17 protein-coding genes are annotated in these 16098 nt (G+C 45.6%); 15 read left to right on the top strand and 2 right to left on the bottom strand.

Features of this window, described 5'->3' with window-relative positions; genetic code table 11:
* The first annotated feature begins 24 nt into the window (after positions 1-24).
* From recD2 to CEF20_RS09955, 3 genes are all read left to right on the top strand, one after another.
* Entirely contained in the window at positions 25-2406 is a 2382-nt protein-coding gene (gene recD2, locus CEF20_RS09965) for an SF1B family DNA helicase RecD2 (protein ID WP_100332077.1), read from the top strand.
* Positions 2407-2520: 114 nt separating this feature from the next.
* On the top strand, positions 2521-2706 hold the full coding sequence (locus tag CEF20_RS17080; RefSeq protein WP_100331665.1) for a hypothetical protein: 186 nt from the start codon (positions 2521-2523) through the stop codon (positions 2704-2706).
* A 173-nt stretch (positions 2707-2879) separates the two neighbouring features.
* Positions 2880-3002: a DUF3918 family protein gene (locus CEF20_RS09955; RefSeq protein ID WP_100331664.1), complete on the top strand. Its 123-nt coding sequence runs from the start codon at positions 2880-2882 to the stop codon at positions 3000-3002.
* A gap of 206 nt (positions 3003-3208) precedes the next feature.
* On the opposite strand, the gene CEF20_RS09950 is transcribed toward CEF20_RS09955, so the two are convergent.
* Positions 3209-3892 (bottom strand): serine/threonine protein kinase, encoded by a 684-nt coding sequence (locus CEF20_RS09950; RefSeq protein WP_100331663.1) that lies wholly within the window; start codon positions 3890-3892, stop codon positions 3209-3211.
* A gap of 274 nt (positions 3893-4166) precedes the next feature.
* Here CEF20_RS09950 and CEF20_RS09945 point away from each other — a divergent pair, with 274 nt between their 5' ends.
* The 12 genes from CEF20_RS09945 to CEF20_RS09890 all read left to right on the top strand — a co-directional run bounded on the left by CEF20_RS09945 (position 4167) and on the right by CEF20_RS09890 (position 15618).
* Positions 4167-5246 carry an AI-2E family transporter gene (locus CEF20_RS09945; protein ID WP_232713426.1) on the top strand — a complete coding sequence of 360 codons (1080 nt, stop codon included), beginning with the start codon at positions 4167-4169 and terminating at the stop codon, positions 5244-5246.
* Positions 5247-5578: 332 nt separating this feature from the next.
* The gene (alaS, locus tag CEF20_RS09940; protein WP_100331662.1) at positions 5579-8212 is read left to right on the top strand and encodes an alanine--tRNA ligase; all 2634 of its coding nucleotides are present in this window, start codon (positions 5579-5581) and stop codon (positions 8210-8212) included.
* Positions 8213-8293: 81 nt separating this feature from the next.
* Entirely contained in the window at positions 8294-8560 is a 267-nt protein-coding gene (locus tag CEF20_RS09935; RefSeq protein WP_100331661.1) for an IreB family regulatory phosphoprotein, read from the top strand.
* Positions 8561-8567: 7 nt separating this feature from the next.
* Positions 8568-8984 carry a Holliday junction resolvase RuvX gene (ruvX, locus tag CEF20_RS09930; protein ID WP_100331660.1) on the top strand — a complete coding sequence of 139 codons (417 nt, stop codon included), beginning with the start codon at positions 8568-8570 and terminating at the stop codon, positions 8982-8984.
* 12 nt (positions 8985-8996) lie between these two features.
* Entirely contained in the window at positions 8997-9284 is a 288-nt protein-coding gene (locus CEF20_RS09925) for a DUF1292 domain-containing protein (RefSeq protein ID WP_100331659.1), read from the top strand.
* A gap of 98 nt (positions 9285-9382) precedes the next feature.
* Positions 9383-10492 (top strand): endolytic transglycosylase MltG, encoded by a 1110-nt coding sequence (gene mltG, locus CEF20_RS09920; RefSeq protein ID WP_100331658.1) that lies wholly within the window; start codon positions 9383-9385, stop codon positions 10490-10492.
* A gap of 154 nt (positions 10493-10646) precedes the next feature.
* Positions 10647-11291, top strand: a complete 645-nt coding sequence (locus CEF20_RS09915; protein WP_100331657.1) for an O-methyltransferase — start codon at positions 10647-10649, stop codon at positions 11289-11291.
* 1 nt (position 11292) lies between these two features.
* The gene (locus CEF20_RS09910) at positions 11293-12222 is read left to right on the top strand and encodes a peptidase U32 family protein (protein ID WP_100331656.1); all 930 of its coding nucleotides are present in this window, start codon (positions 11293-11295) and stop codon (positions 12220-12222) included.
* Between the two features lie 17 nt (positions 12223-12239).
* Positions 12240-13514 carry a peptidase U32 family protein gene (locus CEF20_RS09905; protein WP_100331655.1) on the top strand — a complete coding sequence of 425 codons (1275 nt, stop codon included), beginning with the start codon at positions 12240-12242 and terminating at the stop codon, positions 13512-13514.
* Between the two features lie 5 nt (positions 13515-13519).
* On the top strand, positions 13520-14155 hold the full coding sequence (gene udk / locus CEF20_RS09900) for a uridine kinase (RefSeq protein ID WP_100331654.1): 636 nt from the start codon (positions 13520-13522) through the stop codon (positions 14153-14155).
* A gap of 199 nt (positions 14156-14354) precedes the next feature.
* A complete protein-coding gene (gene greA, locus CEF20_RS09895; RefSeq protein WP_100331653.1) occupies positions 14355-14831 on the top strand; it encodes a transcription elongation factor GreA in 477 nt (158 codons plus the stop codon).
* A 121-nt stretch (positions 14832-14952) separates the two neighbouring features.
* Positions 14953-15618 (top strand): YrrS family protein, encoded by a 666-nt coding sequence (locus CEF20_RS09890; protein ID WP_100331652.1) that lies wholly within the window; start codon positions 14953-14955, stop codon positions 15616-15618.
* A gap of 102 nt (positions 15619-15720) precedes the next feature.
* Here the strand turns inward: CEF20_RS09890 and CEF20_RS09885 are convergent, their stop codons facing one another.
* Positions 15721-15927 carry a DUF2536 family protein gene (locus CEF20_RS09885; protein WP_100331651.1) on the bottom strand — a complete coding sequence of 69 codons (207 nt, stop codon included), beginning with the start codon at positions 15925-15927 and terminating at the stop codon, positions 15721-15723.
* Between the last annotated feature and the right edge of the window lie 171 nt (positions 15928-16098).

Below are 16098 nucleotides of genomic sequence, written 5' to 3'. Positions count from 1 at the left end.
GTGGCACGTGTGGAACAAAACTCCATGGACCTGTTCGAAGATGGGGAAAAATATATCAAAGGGCGCCATCTTGTCACAATCTTCCATAACAAAGACAATCTCTATTCAGTTATACGCATTCGCGTGATGGAAACGAATGATGCGTATGAGGAGAAGGAAGCGGTTGTTACCGGCTATTTCCCGCAAATTCATGAACAGGAAACGTACGTGTTCTACGGAGCATTTATCGATCATCCGAAATTTGGCCGCCAGTTTCATGCCAAATACGCGCAAAAGGAAATTCCGCAGACGAAGCAGGGGATTATCAATTATTTATCCAGTGAGCTGTTTAAAGGCATTGGAAAAAAGACGGCTGAGCAAATTGTAGAAACGCTTGGCGAGCAGGCGATCCCCAAGATTTTAGAGAATCCTGCTGTGCTTGAGGAGGTTCCGCGTTTATCTGCGGATAAAGCGCAAAAGCTATATGAGACGCTGTTCGAGTATCAAGGTCTTGAGCAGATCATGGTCGCTTTAAATCAATACGGCTTCGGCCCGCAGCTTTCCATGAAAATCTTTCAAGTATACCAGCAGCAAGCCATTGAAATAATACAACAAAATCCATATAAGCTGGTGGAGGATATTGAAGGAATCGGTTTTGGGCGCGCAGATGAACTAGGTGCTCAGGTCGGTATTCAAGGAGAACATCCTGACCGAATCAAAGCGGGCATTCTTTTCACTATTGAGCAGCAATGCTTGCAAGAAGGCCACTGCTATCTGGAGGCTGAGCCGTTATTAAAATCGGTAAAAGCTCTTCTTGAGAAAAATGGAAAAGAGCCCGTTTCCTTCGAAACGATCGCCAATCAGCTGATCGCTTTGGAGGAGGAAGGAAAAGTGATCGGGGAGGATCAGCGCGTATATTTGCCGTCTTTATTTTTCTCTGAAAAAGGGCTGGTGACGAAGATTGAGCGGCTCTTAAAGCAGACTCAATACGCAGGCCAATTTCCTGAGTCGGAATTTTTGCTGGCGCTTGGAGAGTTGGAGGAGCGAACAGGCGTGCAATATGCCCCTTCGCAAAAGGAAGCCATTCAAACGGCGCTCATGTCTCCGCTCATGCTGCTGACGGGAGGGCCCGGAACTGGGAAAACAACCGTCATTAAGGGGATTGTTGAATTATATGCTGAGCTTCACGGCTGTTCGCTCGACCCGAGAAGCTATGATAAGGAGGAGCCTTTTCCGATTAAGCTGGCTGCGCCGACTGGACGGGCTGCTAAGCGCATGGCCGAATCAACCGGTCTTCCTGCTGTGACGATTCACCGGCTGCTCGGCTTTAACGGGCAGGAGTCATTTGATGAAGAGGAAGCTCGAGAAATCAAAGGACGGCTGGTGATTATTGACGAAATGTCCATGGTGGATATTTGGCTTGCTCACCAATTATTTAAAGCGCTGCCTGACGATATTCAAGTCGTTTTGGTTGGAGATGAAGATCAGCTGCCGTCGGTTGGTCCGGGCCAAGTACTGAAGGATCTTTTAGCTTCAGAAGTGATTCCGGCCGTTAAGCTGAAGGATATTTATCGTCAAGAGGAAGGCTCCTCCATTATTGAATTGGCCCATGAAATAAAAAATGGCCGTTTGTCAGCCAATATCGCTAAACAACAGAAGGATCGGTCATTTTTGACGTGCCGCGCTCAGCAAATTCCGGATGTTGTGAAGCAGGTCGTGAAAAACGCAATCAAAAAGGGTTTTACCGCAAAGGATATTCAAGTGTTGGCGCCGATGTACAAAGGGCCAGCGGGAATTGACCGTCTCAATGAGCTGCTGCAGGAGATTTTCAATCCCAACCCGGATGGAACGAGAAAGCAGCTGGCCTTTGGAGATGTGCAGTACCGAATAGGGGATAAAGTCCTCCAGCTTATCAATCAGCCCGATCAGAATATTTTTAATGGGGACATTGGAGAAGTGGTTTCCGTTTTTTATGCCAAAGAAAACACGGAAAAGCAAGATATGCTGATCGTTTCTTACGACGGCAATGAAGTGACCTATACGAGGTCGGAGTTAAATCAGATCACTCATGCCTTTTGCTGCTCCATTCATAAATCGCAAGGAAGCGAATTCCCCATTGTGATTTTGCCGGTCGTGAAGAGCTATTATCGCATGCTACGCCGCAACTTGCTGTATACGGCCATTACTCGGAGCAAGCAGTTTTTGATTCTATGCGGGGAAGAAGAAGCGTTTCGCATGGGGATTGAGCGCACGGATGACCTCATAAGAAAAACTACCCTGAAAGAAAAACTGCTTGCGGTGCTTTCTGCCAAAACGACAGAAGGAACGAATCACAAGCAGCCTCTGCAATTAACAGAGGAGACGATGCTGGCGATCGATCCGATGATCGGCATGGAAAACATTTCGCCTTATGATTTTTTAGAATGAGAAAATAATAAACCTGTCCGCTAAAGCTGAATTAGCCTTGGGGACAGGTATAAAATTCCTCGATGACGGACACCCTGTTAGCAAAAAGCTAATAAGTGTGCGAGGTGGCACCATATGCAATGCCCAAACTGTTGCAGTAAAGAAATCGGAAAAATCGGCACTAGTCAATACTATTGCTGGAATTGCTTTATCGAACTTTCTGTCAGCAATAACATGATCTTTACTCACCAGGTCGAAGAGGACGGATCCTTAAGCTCTCTCGATGACCTGTTTGAAGAAGAACAAAGAAAAATGAGCTGACGACAGAAAGCAATACGCGCTCATCCACTATAGCAGCCAAATTGCTGCCCTTTGACCCCTATCAAAAGAGCCGGATAAAAGGGTGTTCTTTTTTGCCTGTTAGGGGGTTGAGCGTTCGATGGCAAGCTGCAGCTCACGCAGTCAAACAATCCTATAAACGGAGGCGGATATCCATGACAAGAACAATGACTTCCTTAGTCGGATTAGGCGCTGGAATGGCGATGATGGCGATGATCAACCGCAATAACTCCACATTCGGCCGCAGAATGGCCAGAAGAATGAGAAGGTTGTTTTAGACAGGAAAAGCGGAAGGGGCTGGAAATGCCCCGCCTTCAGCACAAGACGATCCACACAGAAAGGCGTTTTGCCTGGATGGGGAGGAGCTTGCGCAAAGACCTGCAGCTGGACAAAGAAAAGCGCAAGGGGCTGGCAGTCAGATCATCATAGCCGAGAGCCCCAGCGCATCATAAAAAGGGATGTCGCAAGAAGACATCCCTTTTTTTCATCCTTCCCTTTTGCCTGAAAAAAGCGAAAGTATCCGCTTGAATAATGAGGCCGGCAAATGCGGCGTTGGGTTTTGCTCATAATAAGCTTTGATATAGTCTAGAATCTCTTCCGGGATTTTGCGGGATTTCAAAAAGGGATAGTACTTTTGGTAAGCTTCCTTTAAATGTTCCCAGCGCTTATCATTTCCAGGCAACACATATTCGGATAGATCAATCAGCTTAATGGAATGGGGCTGCATAATGATATTTTTTAAATGAATATCTCGAGGGTTCAGTCCCTGTTCCTTTGCGTAAGCAATTGCCTCATCCACTTGCTCAATGACCCGGGGCGGAATGAAAACGCCTGATGTCAGGCACTCATACAGATTGGGTCCCGGTTCATAGCTGATGACGATACACCCATCCCCAGACCCGTAAAAGGCAGAAAAGTAAGGATGATTATTCAGTTTTCGATAGGCTTCCTCTTCGTTTTTTTGCGTTTGTTCTTTTCCGTCGGCATAGACCTTAAACACGAAACCAGGATGCTGCTCATGGATGAATACAGCCGCATCTGTGCCTCTGCCGATACATCGCAAGCGGCTTGGAAGCGAACCGACCTCTACAAGTCGGTTATCGGAATAAGCCTTTACGTCAATTGTTTTTATAATCGGTACAATCGTTTCCCATTGATGATCAAACATGTACTGGTATTCGGCTCCCTTTTTTTGAATAATAGTAAAAATGCGCGTACGAAATCAGCTTGGTTGATAAGCTATACCAAAAAGATGCTCTTTTGATGAGACCGTTTTTTTAAAATAGATGGACAAACAGCTGTCCCACGGCGAGAAAATCGCTCGTTTATGAGCTGACTCGTAGTCGTATGTAAAGAGAATACCATTATTTTATGAATAAATACATGATAGTTAACCGCAAACTAGGAGCAAGTACAGTTTGCGAAAAGGGTGTTTGGCTGCGATGGAAAATAAAATAAAGTTAAAGTGGCTGTATATGGCAGGAACTGCCTTGCTCACGCTCTTGATTTTGTATGTGCTGTTCTTGCTGCGGTCCGTTATACTGCCGGTTTTGTACGGAATATGGATCAGCTTGCTGCCGTTTTTATTAGGAGGATTTATCGCCTATTTGCTCCATCCGCTCGTTCAAAAAATGGTCAAGCGGGGAATTTCTCGAGTAGGCGCTATTTTCATGATCTACCTGATATTTTTCGGAATCAGCGGCTTAGCCTTGTTTAAAGGAGCTCCGCTGTTTATTGCCCAACTAAAGGAATTATCGGCCAGCGCCCCGCAAATCTCCCGGATGTATGAAGAACAGGTGGCCGCTTTGCAACTGGAATCACTAAGCTGGCCGGAAGAGGTACAGGAGCAAATTCGCAAGCGGATCACCGGCTTTGAAAACTGGTTAGCGAATCTTGTGGAAGCTTTCATGAATCTGCTGATGAAAGCCGTGAACTTTTTGCTGCTGCTGGCCATCGTTCCTTTTATTTCTTTTTATTTGCTGAAGGATATCGAGAGGGTTAAAAGGATGGCGTGGAAAATGACCCCAAGAAAATGGCGCACGAGGGGGCTCCGCTTTGTCAGCGAGTTGGATCTTTCGCTTGGCGGCTATATTCGCGGCCAGCTGTTCGTCTGTTTATTGGCGGGGGCTGGCGCTGCTTTATTGTTTACGGTCATCGGTTTGAAATACCCGATCCTGCTTGGATTAATTATTGGAATTACGAATGTCATCCCTTATTTCGGACCGCTGATTGGCGCGGTTCCTGCCGTAATCGTTGCGTTGACCATGTCGTTTCAAATGGCGGTTTATACGGCCATTATTATCTTCGTTCTGCAATTTCTCGAAGGCAACCTATTGTCCCCTTGGATTGTCGGTAAAAGCCTGCATCTTCATCCGTTAATTATTATTGGCGCCTTGTTTGCGGGGGGAGAGCTTGGCGGTGTCATCGGAATGGTGGCGGCTGTTCCAGTGCTGATTATTTTAAAAGCGGCTTTCACTGCGGATCGGCGGGTGAAAGATCAGATGCAGACAGCCCCGCATTGACAACAGGCACGAAAGTTTTTTATAATTCGATTGTAATCATGATCTAAATCGAAGAAAGACCAAGTATGTTATAGTCCGCCTTAGTGCTACGGCACGTCAGAGAGGAATTTCCGCGGCTGCAAGAAATTCCAGGTGAAGGATAGCAGAAAGCTAGTCTGGAGAGCAGTTAATCCCTGCCGTTTGCCCGCGTTAAGGTGCAAGAGAGAGATGAACGATGAAACGGTTCATAATCAGGGTGGTACCGCGAATAAGCTTCGTCCCTGTCCGGGGAGCGGGGCTTTTTTTGCTGTCTTCTGTCTATGCAATAAATGTGAATGAAGGAGGAATTTGTTATGAAAAGATTAACAGGTGCCCAAATCCGTCAAATGTTTTTAGACTTTTTCCAGGAGAAGAACCACAAAGTGGAACCGAGCGCTTCGCTTGTCCCGCATGATGATCCGAGTTTATTATGGATTAACAGCGGCGTCGCCACTTTGAAGAAGTATTTTGATGGCAGGGTCATTCCTGAGAATCCGCGCATTGCCAACGCTCAAAAATCCATCCGTACAAACGATATTGAAAATGTCGGAAAAACAGCTAGACATCATACATTTTTTGAAATGCTCGGGAACTTTTCCATCGGCGAATATTTCAAAAAAGAAGCGATTCACTGGGCGTGGGAGTTTTTAACGGATGAAAAATGGATAGCGTTTGATAAAGAGAAGCTGTCCGTAACCATTCACCCGGAGGATGAGGAAGCGTTTCGCATTTGGCATGACGAAATCGGCTTGCCCGAAGAACGGATTATTCGTTTAGAAGGGAACTTCTGGGATATTGGCGAGGGCCCGAGCGGACCAAATACAGAAATCTTCTATGACCGCGGAGAATTATATGGAAAGGATGAAAATGATCCTGAACTGTATCCGGGCGGCGAAAATGAACGCTACCTAGAAATTTGGAATCTTGTATTTTCTGAATTCAATCATAATCCGGACGGCACCTATACGCCGCTTCCAAAGAAGAACATTGATACCGGCATGGGGCTGGAGCGCATGGCATCCGTTGTTCAAGAAGTGCCGACGAACTTTGACACTGATTTATTTCTGCCGATCATTGAAGCAACAGAAGCCATTTCAGGCGCCAAATATCGGGAGAAGGCGGAAACAGACGTGGCGTTTAAAGTGATTGCAGACCATATTCGGACAGTCGCTTTTGCTATTGGGGACGGGGCGCTTCCATCAAACGAGGGACGCGGCTATGTCTTGCGCCGCTTGCTGCGCCGGGCGGTACGCTATGCGAAGCAAATTAACATCAACCGGCCGTTTATGTATGAATTAGTGCCGGTTGTCGGTGAAATCATGAAGGAATTCTATCCTGAGGTTGCTGCCAAAACGGAATTCATTCAAAAAGTGATTAAGAACGAAGAAGAGCGCTTCCATGAAACTCTTCATGAAGGCTTAACGATATTATCATCTGTCATTAAGGACGCAAAAAATAACGGTTCGGATAAGATTGCCGGAGAGGATGTCTTCCGTCTATATGATACATACGGCTTTCCGGTGGAATTAACGGAAGAGTATGCGGAAGAAGAAGGCTTGAAAGTGGATCATGAAGGCTTTGATAAAGAAATGGCCAACCAGCGGGCGCGCGCACGCGCTGCTCGTCAAGAGGTGGATTCCATGCAAGTCCAAGGCGGCGTTCTCGGCGAGATTAAAACAGAAAGCCGCTTCAGTGGATATGAGCAGCTGTCAGTAAAAACCAAGGTTGCCGTTATGATCGTCAACGGTGAAGTGGTCGAGTCTGCAGCTGCAGGGGATGAGGTTCAATTCATTCTAGAAGAAACGCCGTTTTATGCTGAAAGCGGGGGCCAAATTGCTGATAAAGGAACGATCGAAGCTGGCAGCACCCGCGCGGTCGTTCAGGATGTCAAAAAAGCTCCAAACGGGCAGCATGTGCATCATGCCATTGTGGAAGCCGGCACGCTGCAAACGGGACAAGAGGTAACAGCTCAAGTCGACGCGGCTTCCCGCAGTAAAATCATTAAAAACCATACAGCGACGCATTTGCTGCATCAGGCTTTGAAGGATGTACTTGGCGCGCATGTCAATCAAGCGGGCTCACTAGTGACTCCGGATCGTCTCCGTTTCGACTTTTCACATTTTGGTCAAGTCCTTCCAGAAGAGCTAGAACAAGTCGAAAGGATTGTCAACGAAAAAATATGGGGCAATCTGGCGGTGGACATTTCTCATAAATCGTTAGAAGAGGCCAAAGCGCTGGGAGCAATGGCGTTGTTCGGCGAAAAATACGGGGATGTCGTTCGCGTTGTTTCCGTCGGAGATTACAGCTTGGAGCTTTGCGGCGGCTGTCATGTGCCGAACACGGCAGTGATCGGTTTGTTTAAGATTGTTTCTGAAAGCGGCATTGGCGCCGGAACCCGCCGCATTGAAGCGGTCACTGGAGAAGCGGCATTTAAATTTTTAAATAGCCAAGTAGCACGATTGAACGAAGCGGCGCATAAGCTGAAGGCTAATCCGAAAGATATTGTGGCAAAGGTAGAGAGCCTTCAGGCAGAGATGAAAGAATTACAGCGCGAAAATGAATCGCTTTCACAAAAATTGTCCAACATAGAAGCAGGAAGCTTGTTAAACCAGGCCAAAGAAGTGAAAGGAGTGAAGGTGCTTGCTGCCCGCGTTCAAGCGCCGGACATGAACGCTTTGCGGACGATGGCCGATGAATTAAAACAAAAGCTCGCTTCAGGCATTATTGTTCTCGCGGCGGTAAGCGGAGAAAAGGTAAATATTATCGCCGGTGTGACAAAAGATTTAGTGGATCAAGGCTATCATGCCGGCAAGCTGGTGAAGGAAGTAGCTTCCCGATGCGGAGGCGGAGGCGGCGGACGCCCGGATATGGCTCAAGCTGGCGCCAAAGACCCATCAAAAACAGAGGAAGCTTTGCAATATGTAGAAGAATGGGTGAAATCCGTTTAATTCCGCGAACATTTATTGTACAATGGAAATAACTTGTACAAATGCGGGCTTCACTTTCGAGCCTAAAGCGAGGTGCTAATAATGAGCTCTTTTGATCAAACGATGAGATTTAATTTTCCAGAGGAACCTTTCGAGCAGGATGTGGAAGAAGTGCTGTTCCAAGTATATGATGCACTTCAAGAAAAAGGGTATAATCCCATTAATCAAATCGTCGGGTATTTGCTTTCCGGAGATCCTGCTTATATTCCGCGCCATAAGGATGCACGTAACTTGATCCGCAAGCTAGAGCGGGATGAGATTATCGAAGAGCTTGTGAAAACGTACTTGAAACAGCAGCGAGAGGAATAAATATTGTATGAGAGTAATGGGTTTGGACGTCGGCTCTAAAACAGTCGGCGTCGCCATCAGCGATGAATTGGGCTGGACGGCTCAAGGGATTGAAACGATTCCTATTGATGAAGAGAAGAAGAAATTTGGTTTGGATCGGATTGCTGCTCTTTGCAGTGAATATGATGTGAACAAGTTCGTTGTCGGGCTGCCTAAGAATATGAATAATACAATCGGCCCGCGCGGAGAGGCGTCTCAAGCTTTTGCAGCGCGATTGGAAGAACGTTTTTCCCTGCCCGTTGTCCTCTGGGATGAACGAATGACAACGATCGCAGCAGAAAGAGTGCTGCTGGAAGCGGACGTCAGCCGCAAGAAACGCAAGAAAGTAATTGATAAGATGGCGGCCATGATGATCCTTCAAGGATATCTGGACAGCCAAAAATAACGAGGTGAAAAAATGGAGCACGGAGAAAAGCAAATTACCATTATTGATGAAAACGGAAACGAGCAATTATGTGAAGTGTTATTCACATTTGACTCAGACAAATTTGAAAAGTCCTACGTCCTGTATTTCCCGGTAGGGGCGGAAGAAGATGAAAACGAAGAAATAGAAATTCACGCTTCCGCGTTCATCCCGGCTGAGGATGGGCAAGACGGTGAATTAATGCCAATTGAAAGCGATGAAGAGTGGGACATGATCGAAGAAATGCTGAATACCTTCCTGGAAGAGGAAGAAGAAGAGTAATGAAAAAGGATCGGGTTTCCCGGTCCTTTTTTTGTTAAAGTTATAGTATAATGAAAAATGTGAGAAAAGACTCGTTTTATGTTGAAAGGGGAAAGTCTATGTCGAATCAGTCCTATCTGCAGCCTCCAAAGAAGCAGAGGAGACTAAAAAAAGCGATTCTCTTTGCTTTTTTAACTTTTCTTCTCATTGTTGGAGGAGCGACCGCAGCTGTTTACTTCTTTATCAGCTCTGCACTTCAGCCGGTCGACAAAAATGACCGCACTCCAGTTTCGGTTTCGATTCCAGTCGGCTCCAGCCTGTCTGTCATTGCTGAAACATTAGAGAAAAAAGGAGTTATTAAAAATGCCGAAGTGTTTAAATACTATGTGAAATATAAAGGCGAGGATAGCTTTCAAGCAGGAGAGTACGCTTTTACTCCGGCAATGACGATCGATGAACTGATTCGCAGTCTGCAAACCCGAAAGCAAAAGAATCCGGGCGAGGTACGGCTGGCGATCCCTGAAGGCTATCAAGTCACACAAATAGCCAGCATGATTAGCGAGCAAACAAATCATAAGCAGTCAGATATTCTTAAAGTGATCAATGATCCGGCATTCATTAAGAAAATGATGAAGAAATACCCGGAATTACTGAAGAAAGATATACTGGCAAAGAACATTAAATATCCGCTAGAAGGCTATTTGTACCCGGCCACTTATCATTATGCAGATAAGAAAAAGCCCGTCGAAGCGATCATTGAAGATATGATCAAGAAAACGGATAGCGTCCTGGCTCAATACCGGCCATCCATGGCAGCGAAGAAAATGTCCGTTCATCAAGTATTGACCATGGCCTCATTAATTGAGGAAGAAGCTACAGAGAAAGCGGACCGGCGCAAGATAGCCAGCGTATTTTATAACCGGCTCCAAAAGAAAATGCCGCTGCAAACGGATCCAACCGTGCTGTATGCATTAGGAAAGCATAAAAGCCGCGTGCTGTATAAAGATTTGAAAGTCAATTCTCCATATAACACTTACAGAGTAAAAGGGCTGACTCCGGGTCCGATCGGCAACAGCGGAGTCTCATCCATTGAAGCGGCGCTTGATCCTGAGTCCACCGATTACTTGTATTTCCTCGCTTCGCCTGAAGGAGAGGTCTACTATTCCAAGACGCTGAAGGAGCACGGTGAGTTAAAAGAAAAATACATTACAAAGGGACAAAATAAATGAGAAAAGTGAGAAGTATCGCTTTTCTCTTCTCTTTATGGTAGAATAGTTCAAGTGTTTTTTTGAAGTCAACTGGATTAATCATAATGTAAAAGGCGGAAAGCTAACGGGCTTTCTTCTTTTTCTTGTTTAAGCCTTTTTAGAAAAGGGGATCAAAATGGACGATAAAATCCATCATTATATAGAATCGTTAATTCATAAAAGGACAGAACTGCTTCATGAGATGGAGGCATATGCCAGGGAGCATCGGGTGCCCATTATGGAGGCAGTCGGGATCGAAGCTTTGCTGCAATTGCTTCGCATTCAAAAGCCTAAGAAAATTCTTGAAATTGGCACTGCCATAGGCTATTCTGCACTGCGGATGTCCGAGGCTTTGCCGGAGGCCGAAATAATTACCATCGAGCGCGATGCAGAGCGGTACAAAAAAGCGCTTGATTTTATCCAGCGCTCCAATGCAGGCAGCCGCATCCGTGTTTTCTATGGCGACGCTCTTGAGCAGGTCGATAAGGTGGGAAAAGCAGGTCCTTATGATGCGATCTTTATTGATGCAGCGAAGGGGCAATACACCAAGTTTTTTGAAAGCTATTCCGCTTTTTTGACTGCAAACGGCACTGTGTATACCGATAATGTCTTATTCAAAGGCTACGTGGCGGATGAATTAATCCAAACGAAACGCACGAGAAATCTAGTGAAAAAAATAAAGAAATATAATGAATGGCTGATGAGCCATCCCAGCTACCACACGGCAATTCTTCCGGTTGGTGACGGGCTGGCGGTCAGCCTGAAAAAAGGTGGCGAATAAGATGAACAAACCAGAATTACTCGTAACGCCGACAGCTGTCGATGATATTTTGCCATTGGCAAAAGCGGGGGCCGATGCGTTTGTGATTGGTGAGCAGCGCTACGGTTTGCGCCTTGCAGGAGAGTTTGATCGGCAGGAGGTAAAAAAGGCAATCGAGCTTGCTCACTCAGAAGGTAAAAAGGTTTATGTGGCGATGAACGCTCTTTTTCATAATGATTTGGCCAATGAACTGGATGATTATGTGGCATTTCTGAAAGAGGCTGACTGTGATGCGATTATCTTTGGCGATCCAGCTGTGCTAATGGCGGTCCGTCAATCCGCTCTCGGCATGCCTCTGCATTGGAATACGGAGACGACGGCAACCAATTACTTTACATGCAATTATTGGGGAAAAAGAGGAGCAGTGCGTGCCGTGCTAGCCCGTGAACTGAACATGGACGCTGTAATTGAAACGAAAGAGAACGCGGAAGTTGCAATCGAAGTGCAGGTGCATGGCATGACGTGCATGTTCCAGTCGAAGCGGCCGCTTCTCGGCCATTACTTTGAGTACCTTGGGCAAACGATGAAAATCGAAAATCACGAAGAAGCTAGAAATATGTTTCTCCATGATCAAGAGCGCGGAAATAAGTATCCTATTTTTGAGGATCAGAATGGAACGCATATTATGAGCCCAAATGATATTTGCATCATTGATGAGCTTCAAGAATTAGTGGAAGCGGGGATTGACAGCTTCAAAATCGATGGTGTACTGAAATCACCGGACTATATTCTTGAGGTAACCAAAATTTACCGTCAGGCAATTGACTTATGCGCGGACGATCCCGATAAATACGAAGAAATGAAAGAGGAGCTGTTGGAGAAAATTCAAGCTATTCAACCGGAAAACCGTCCGTTGGATACAGGCTTTTTCTTTAAAGAGACAGTTTATTAAAAAGGAGGAACCCCATCATGGAAGCGATCATAAATGATAAGATATCAAAAATCGTTGATGGCAAGCGGATCATTGTGAAGAAGCCTGAGCTGCTTGCTCCAGCCGGAACGCTTGAAAAGCTGAAGATTGCCGTCCATTATGGAGCGGACGCTGTCTATATTGGCGGTCAGGAATATGGCCTGCGCTCAAATGCCGGAAATTTTACGTTTGAAGAAATGAAGGAAGGCGTTGAGTTTGCCAAGAAATACGGTGCCAAAATTTATGTCACAACGAACATCTATGCGCATAACGAAAATATTGACGGTTTGGAAGAGTATTTGCGGGGTCTGCAGGAAGCAGGAATTACAGGAATTATCGTTGCGGATCCTTTAATAATTGAAACGTGCCGGCGCGTAGCTCCGAAAGTGGAAATTCATTTAAGCACACAGCAATCTTTAACGAACTGGCGGGCCGTTCAATATTGGAAGGAAGAGGGGCTCAATCGGGTCGTGCTTGCCCGTGAAACTACGGGGGAAGAAATCCGTGAAATGAAAGAAAAAGTGGACATAGAAATCGAAACGTTCATTCATGGCGCGATGTGTATTGCTTATTCCGGACGCTGTGTATTGAGCAACCATATGACCGCACGGGATTCCAACCGCGGAGGCTGCTGCCAGTCATGCCGCTGGGATTATGATCTTTACTCTCTGGAAGATAAAGAAGAACGCCCGCTGTTTTCTGAAAAGGATTCCCCTTTCGCCATGAGCCCGAAAGATTTAAAGCTGGTGGAGTCCATTCCGAAAATGATCGAACTGGGCATTGACAGCTTGAAAATCGAAGGCCGGATGAAATCTATTCACTATGTTGCGACTGTTGTGAGTGTGTACCGTAAAGTGATTGATGCTTATTGCGCGGATCCAAAAAATTTCCAAGTGAAAAAGGAATGGCTAGAGGAGCTTGATAAATGCGCCAACCGTCCCGCTGCCCCTGCCTTTTTTGAAGGAATTCCGGGTGCGAATGAACAGCTGTTCGGCGTGCACGGGAAAAAGGCAACCCATGATTTTGTCGGCCTTGTCCTAGACTATGAGGAAGATACACAAATGATTACGCTGCAGCAGCGCAACTTCTTCCGTCCCGGTGATGAAGTGGAGTTTTTCGGACCTGAAATTGAGAATTTTACTCAAGTCATTGATAAAATATGGGATGAAGAAGGAAATGAGCTGGACGCTGCGCGCCATCCTTTGCAAATTGTCCGCTTTAAGGCCGCTCAGCCCGTTTATCCAAACAACATGATGCGAAAGGGGCTTGAGTAAGTCAGATGAAACAAAAGCCAGTTGTCATTGGAGTAACCGGCGGCTCCGGTTCCGGAAAAACAAGTGTAACCAGAGCGATCGACGAATTTTTTAAAGGGCACTCGATCATGATTATTGAACAGGATTATTACTACAAAGATCAAAGTCATTTGTCTTTTGAAGAACGTTTGAAAACAAACTATGATCATCCTTTTGCTTTCGATAACGATTTATTAATCGAGCATCTAAACAAGCTGCTGCGCTACGAAGCAATAGACAAGCCTGTTTATGATTATAAGGAGCATACGCGCTCGAAAAAAACGATCCGCATGGAGCCGAAAGATGTCATCATTCTTGAAGGAATTTTAGTACTTGAAGATGAGCGCCTGCGCGACTTGATGGATATTAAACTGTTTGTCGACACGGATGCCGACCTGCGGATTATCCGGCGCATGTACCGCGATATGAAAGAGCGGGGTCGCACTTTTGAATCGGTTATTGATCAGTACATTCATGTCGTGCGGCCGATGCATAACCAGTTTATTGAGCCAACTAAGCGCTACGCCGACATTATCATCCCTGAAGGGGGACAAAATCATGTGGCCATTGACTTGGTGATTACGAAAATCCAAACAATTCTTGAACAAAAAGCCATTTTATAGTATCTTTTTATGAAACAGACATAATCTTAAAGAAACAAAGGCTGTCTCTATAATAAAGGGTTAACATTATACACGAATGTTGCTTTCACAATATAATGAGGTCGAGAGCAGGCCCTTTTGTGGGGCAGCCTGCTCATGTTTAAATGGACTCTTGCCATCAATTCATGGGCAGCGAGATGTGAAAAGGAGTGGAAGGGACTTGTCAATAGAAAAAGTATACCCGATGACAGAAGAAGGGAAAGCAAAATTACAAGAAGAGCTGGAATATTTAAAAACAGTCAAACGAAAAGAAGTTGTAGAAAGAATTAAGATCGCCCGCAGCTTCGGCGACTTATCCGAGAATTCCGAGTACGATTCAGCGAAAGAAGAACAAGCGTTTGTAGAAGGGCGCATCGGTACAATTGAAACCATGATCCGAAACGCAAAAATAATTGATGAAGAAGCCATGGATCCCGATGTGGTTTCTTTGGGGAAAACGGTTTCATTCATTGAACTGCCTGACGGCGAAGAAGAAAGCTATACGATCGTCGGAAGCGCTGAGGCCGATCCATTTGAAGGGAAAATTTCCAATGACTCACCGATTGCCAAAAGTCTGATCGGTAAAAAAGTCGGTGATGAAGTCAGTGTAAATACACCTGGCGGAGAAATGTCTGTGAAAATTGTTTCCATTAACTAACTCGTTTGGCAAAAGCGCTAAAGGAATAGGCCTTTAGCGCTTTTTTCATGTCAAATGGCTTCATGTTCATGTGAAGACATGATAAAATATTGAATGATGTAACAGAGAGGAGAGAAGAACCATGGCTCAGCCGACTCGGACAGAAAGAAAATCGAAACGGCGAAAAACGAATCGTGTATTAAATACGGCTATTGCAGTCGTTGTTCTTTTAATTGTTGTTGTGGCGTTTACTATTTTTTCTGGCGGAAATAACGAAGAGGCAAAGAAACCGGAAGAAAAAAGCCCAGCAAAAGAAGAAACGGCCGCCTATAACACCGAAGAGAATAAAAACAATGAAGCTGCTGACTCATCTGAAGAAGAAATGAAGAATGCAGATGAGGAAGCGGATGAGAAAGAGAAGGATAAAGAAAAAGATAAAGAAAAAGAGGACAAGCAAGAGAAGGTCGTGAAAGAAAGCTCTGAGCCGAATGTGGAAAAGGAGATCATCGATCCTAATTGGAAAGGAATCGGCACAAGCCAGACAGGTGAACACGTTTCTTCCTTCGACAGCAACTCCGTTGACTGGCAGGAGAAGCTCGACGCCTTATCTTATGCTACGGGCATTCCAAACAGTGAAATGACGGTTTGGTTTGTGAAAGGGCAAGGACCGAACGCTGCTATTGGTACGGTATCCCCGAAAAGCAATTCATCAGAGGCTTATCGCGTACATTTAACATGGGTGGACGGTGAAGGCTGGAAACCGGAAAAAGTGCAAAAGCTTGAACAAAATGATAAGGGTCAGTGGTAAGGCTGTTTCCAATAGGGCAAGCTGGAAACTGCGCATATCTGGCTTCTATATACGTGAAAAGGGCCGTCCAATCGCCGAATCATCGGCTGATTGGACGGCCTTTTATTTTTTGGCTTTAAAGTGGACGACGGCCGAGTAATGCTTTCGCCCCTCTCCATCGATCTGCATTTGATGCGAAACGGAATGGACGTTCAGCATAATGGCTTGGTTCTGTTCAATTTTATCAGAAATTTTCTTTTCCAGAGAAGCCAGGTCTTTCGCTTCGAAAAATTCAATCTTATCCTCGATATAATCCAGATGAATTTGCATGCCACCACTTCTTTCGTTAAATTTTTCTTTTTATCCTGCCCGCAAGATGCCCTAGGACGCCCTCTTTAAGCGGGGCATCTTGTGTGATGCAGGTGACAAAGGTGCGGCAACCGAACGTTGCGATGTTAGCCTTTGTTCCTCTTGTCAGCATTGGGGATGAAAGCCCCCCCG

It is taken from the genome of Bacillus xiapuensis (assembly GCF_002797355.1).
In the GTDB taxonomy this organism is placed as follows: Bacteria; Bacillota; Bacilli; order Bacillales; family Domibacillaceae; genus Bacillus_CE; species Bacillus_CE xiapuensis.
The sequence above is the reverse complement of the archived record's forward strand: the minus strand, read 5'-3'. Positions and strand labels throughout refer to the sequence as shown.

Excerpts from the sequence above, each read along its gene's own strand:
- recD2 (WP_100332077.1), top strand. The coding sequence starts at position 25 with ATGGACCTGTTCGAAGATGGGGAAAAATATATCAAAGGGCGCCATCTT.
- CEF20_RS17080 (WP_100331665.1), top strand. The coding sequence starts at position 2,521 with ATGCAATGCCCAAACTGTTGCAGTAAAGAAATCGGAAAAATCGGCACT.
- CEF20_RS09955 (WP_100331664.1), top strand. The coding sequence starts at position 2,880 with ATGACAAGAACAATGACTTCCTTAGTCGGATTAGGCGCTGGAATGGCG.
- CEF20_RS09950 (WP_100331663.1), bottom strand. The coding sequence starts at position 3,892 with ATGTTTGATCATCAATGGGAAACGATTGTACCGATTATAAAAACAATT.
- CEF20_RS09945 (WP_232713426.1), top strand. The coding sequence starts at position 4,167 with ATGGAAAATAAAATAAAGTTAAAGTGGCTGTATATGGCAGGAACTGCC.
- alaS (WP_100331662.1), top strand. The coding sequence starts at position 5,579 with ATGAAAAGATTAACAGGTGCCCAAATCCGTCAAATGTTTTTAGACTTT.
- CEF20_RS09935 (WP_100331661.1), top strand. The coding sequence starts at position 8,294 with ATGAGCTCTTTTGATCAAACGATGAGATTTAATTTTCCAGAGGAACCT.
- ruvX (WP_100331660.1), top strand. The coding sequence starts at position 8,568 with ATGAGAGTAATGGGTTTGGACGTCGGCTCTAAAACAGTCGGCGTCGCC.
- CEF20_RS09925 (WP_100331659.1), top strand. The coding sequence starts at position 8,997 with ATGGAGCACGGAGAAAAGCAAATTACCATTATTGATGAAAACGGAAAC.
- mltG (WP_100331658.1), top strand. The coding sequence starts at position 9,383 with ATGTCGAATCAGTCCTATCTGCAGCCTCCAAAGAAGCAGAGGAGACTA.
- CEF20_RS09915 (WP_100331657.1), top strand. The coding sequence starts at position 10,647 with ATGGACGATAAAATCCATCATTATATAGAATCGTTAATTCATAAAAGG.
- CEF20_RS09910 (WP_100331656.1), top strand. The coding sequence starts at position 11,293 with ATGAACAAACCAGAATTACTCGTAACGCCGACAGCTGTCGATGATATT.
- CEF20_RS09905 (WP_100331655.1), top strand. The coding sequence starts at position 12,240 with ATGGAAGCGATCATAAATGATAAGATATCAAAAATCGTTGATGGCAAG.
- udk (WP_100331654.1), top strand. The coding sequence starts at position 13,520 with ATGAAACAAAAGCCAGTTGTCATTGGAGTAACCGGCGGCTCCGGTTCC.
- CEF20_RS09890 (WP_100331652.1), top strand. The coding sequence starts at position 14,953 with ATGGCTCAGCCGACTCGGACAGAAAGAAAATCGAAACGGCGAAAAACG.
- CEF20_RS09885 (WP_100331651.1), bottom strand. The coding sequence starts at position 15,927 with ATGCAAATTCATCTGGATTATATCGAGGATAAGATTGAATTTTTCGAA.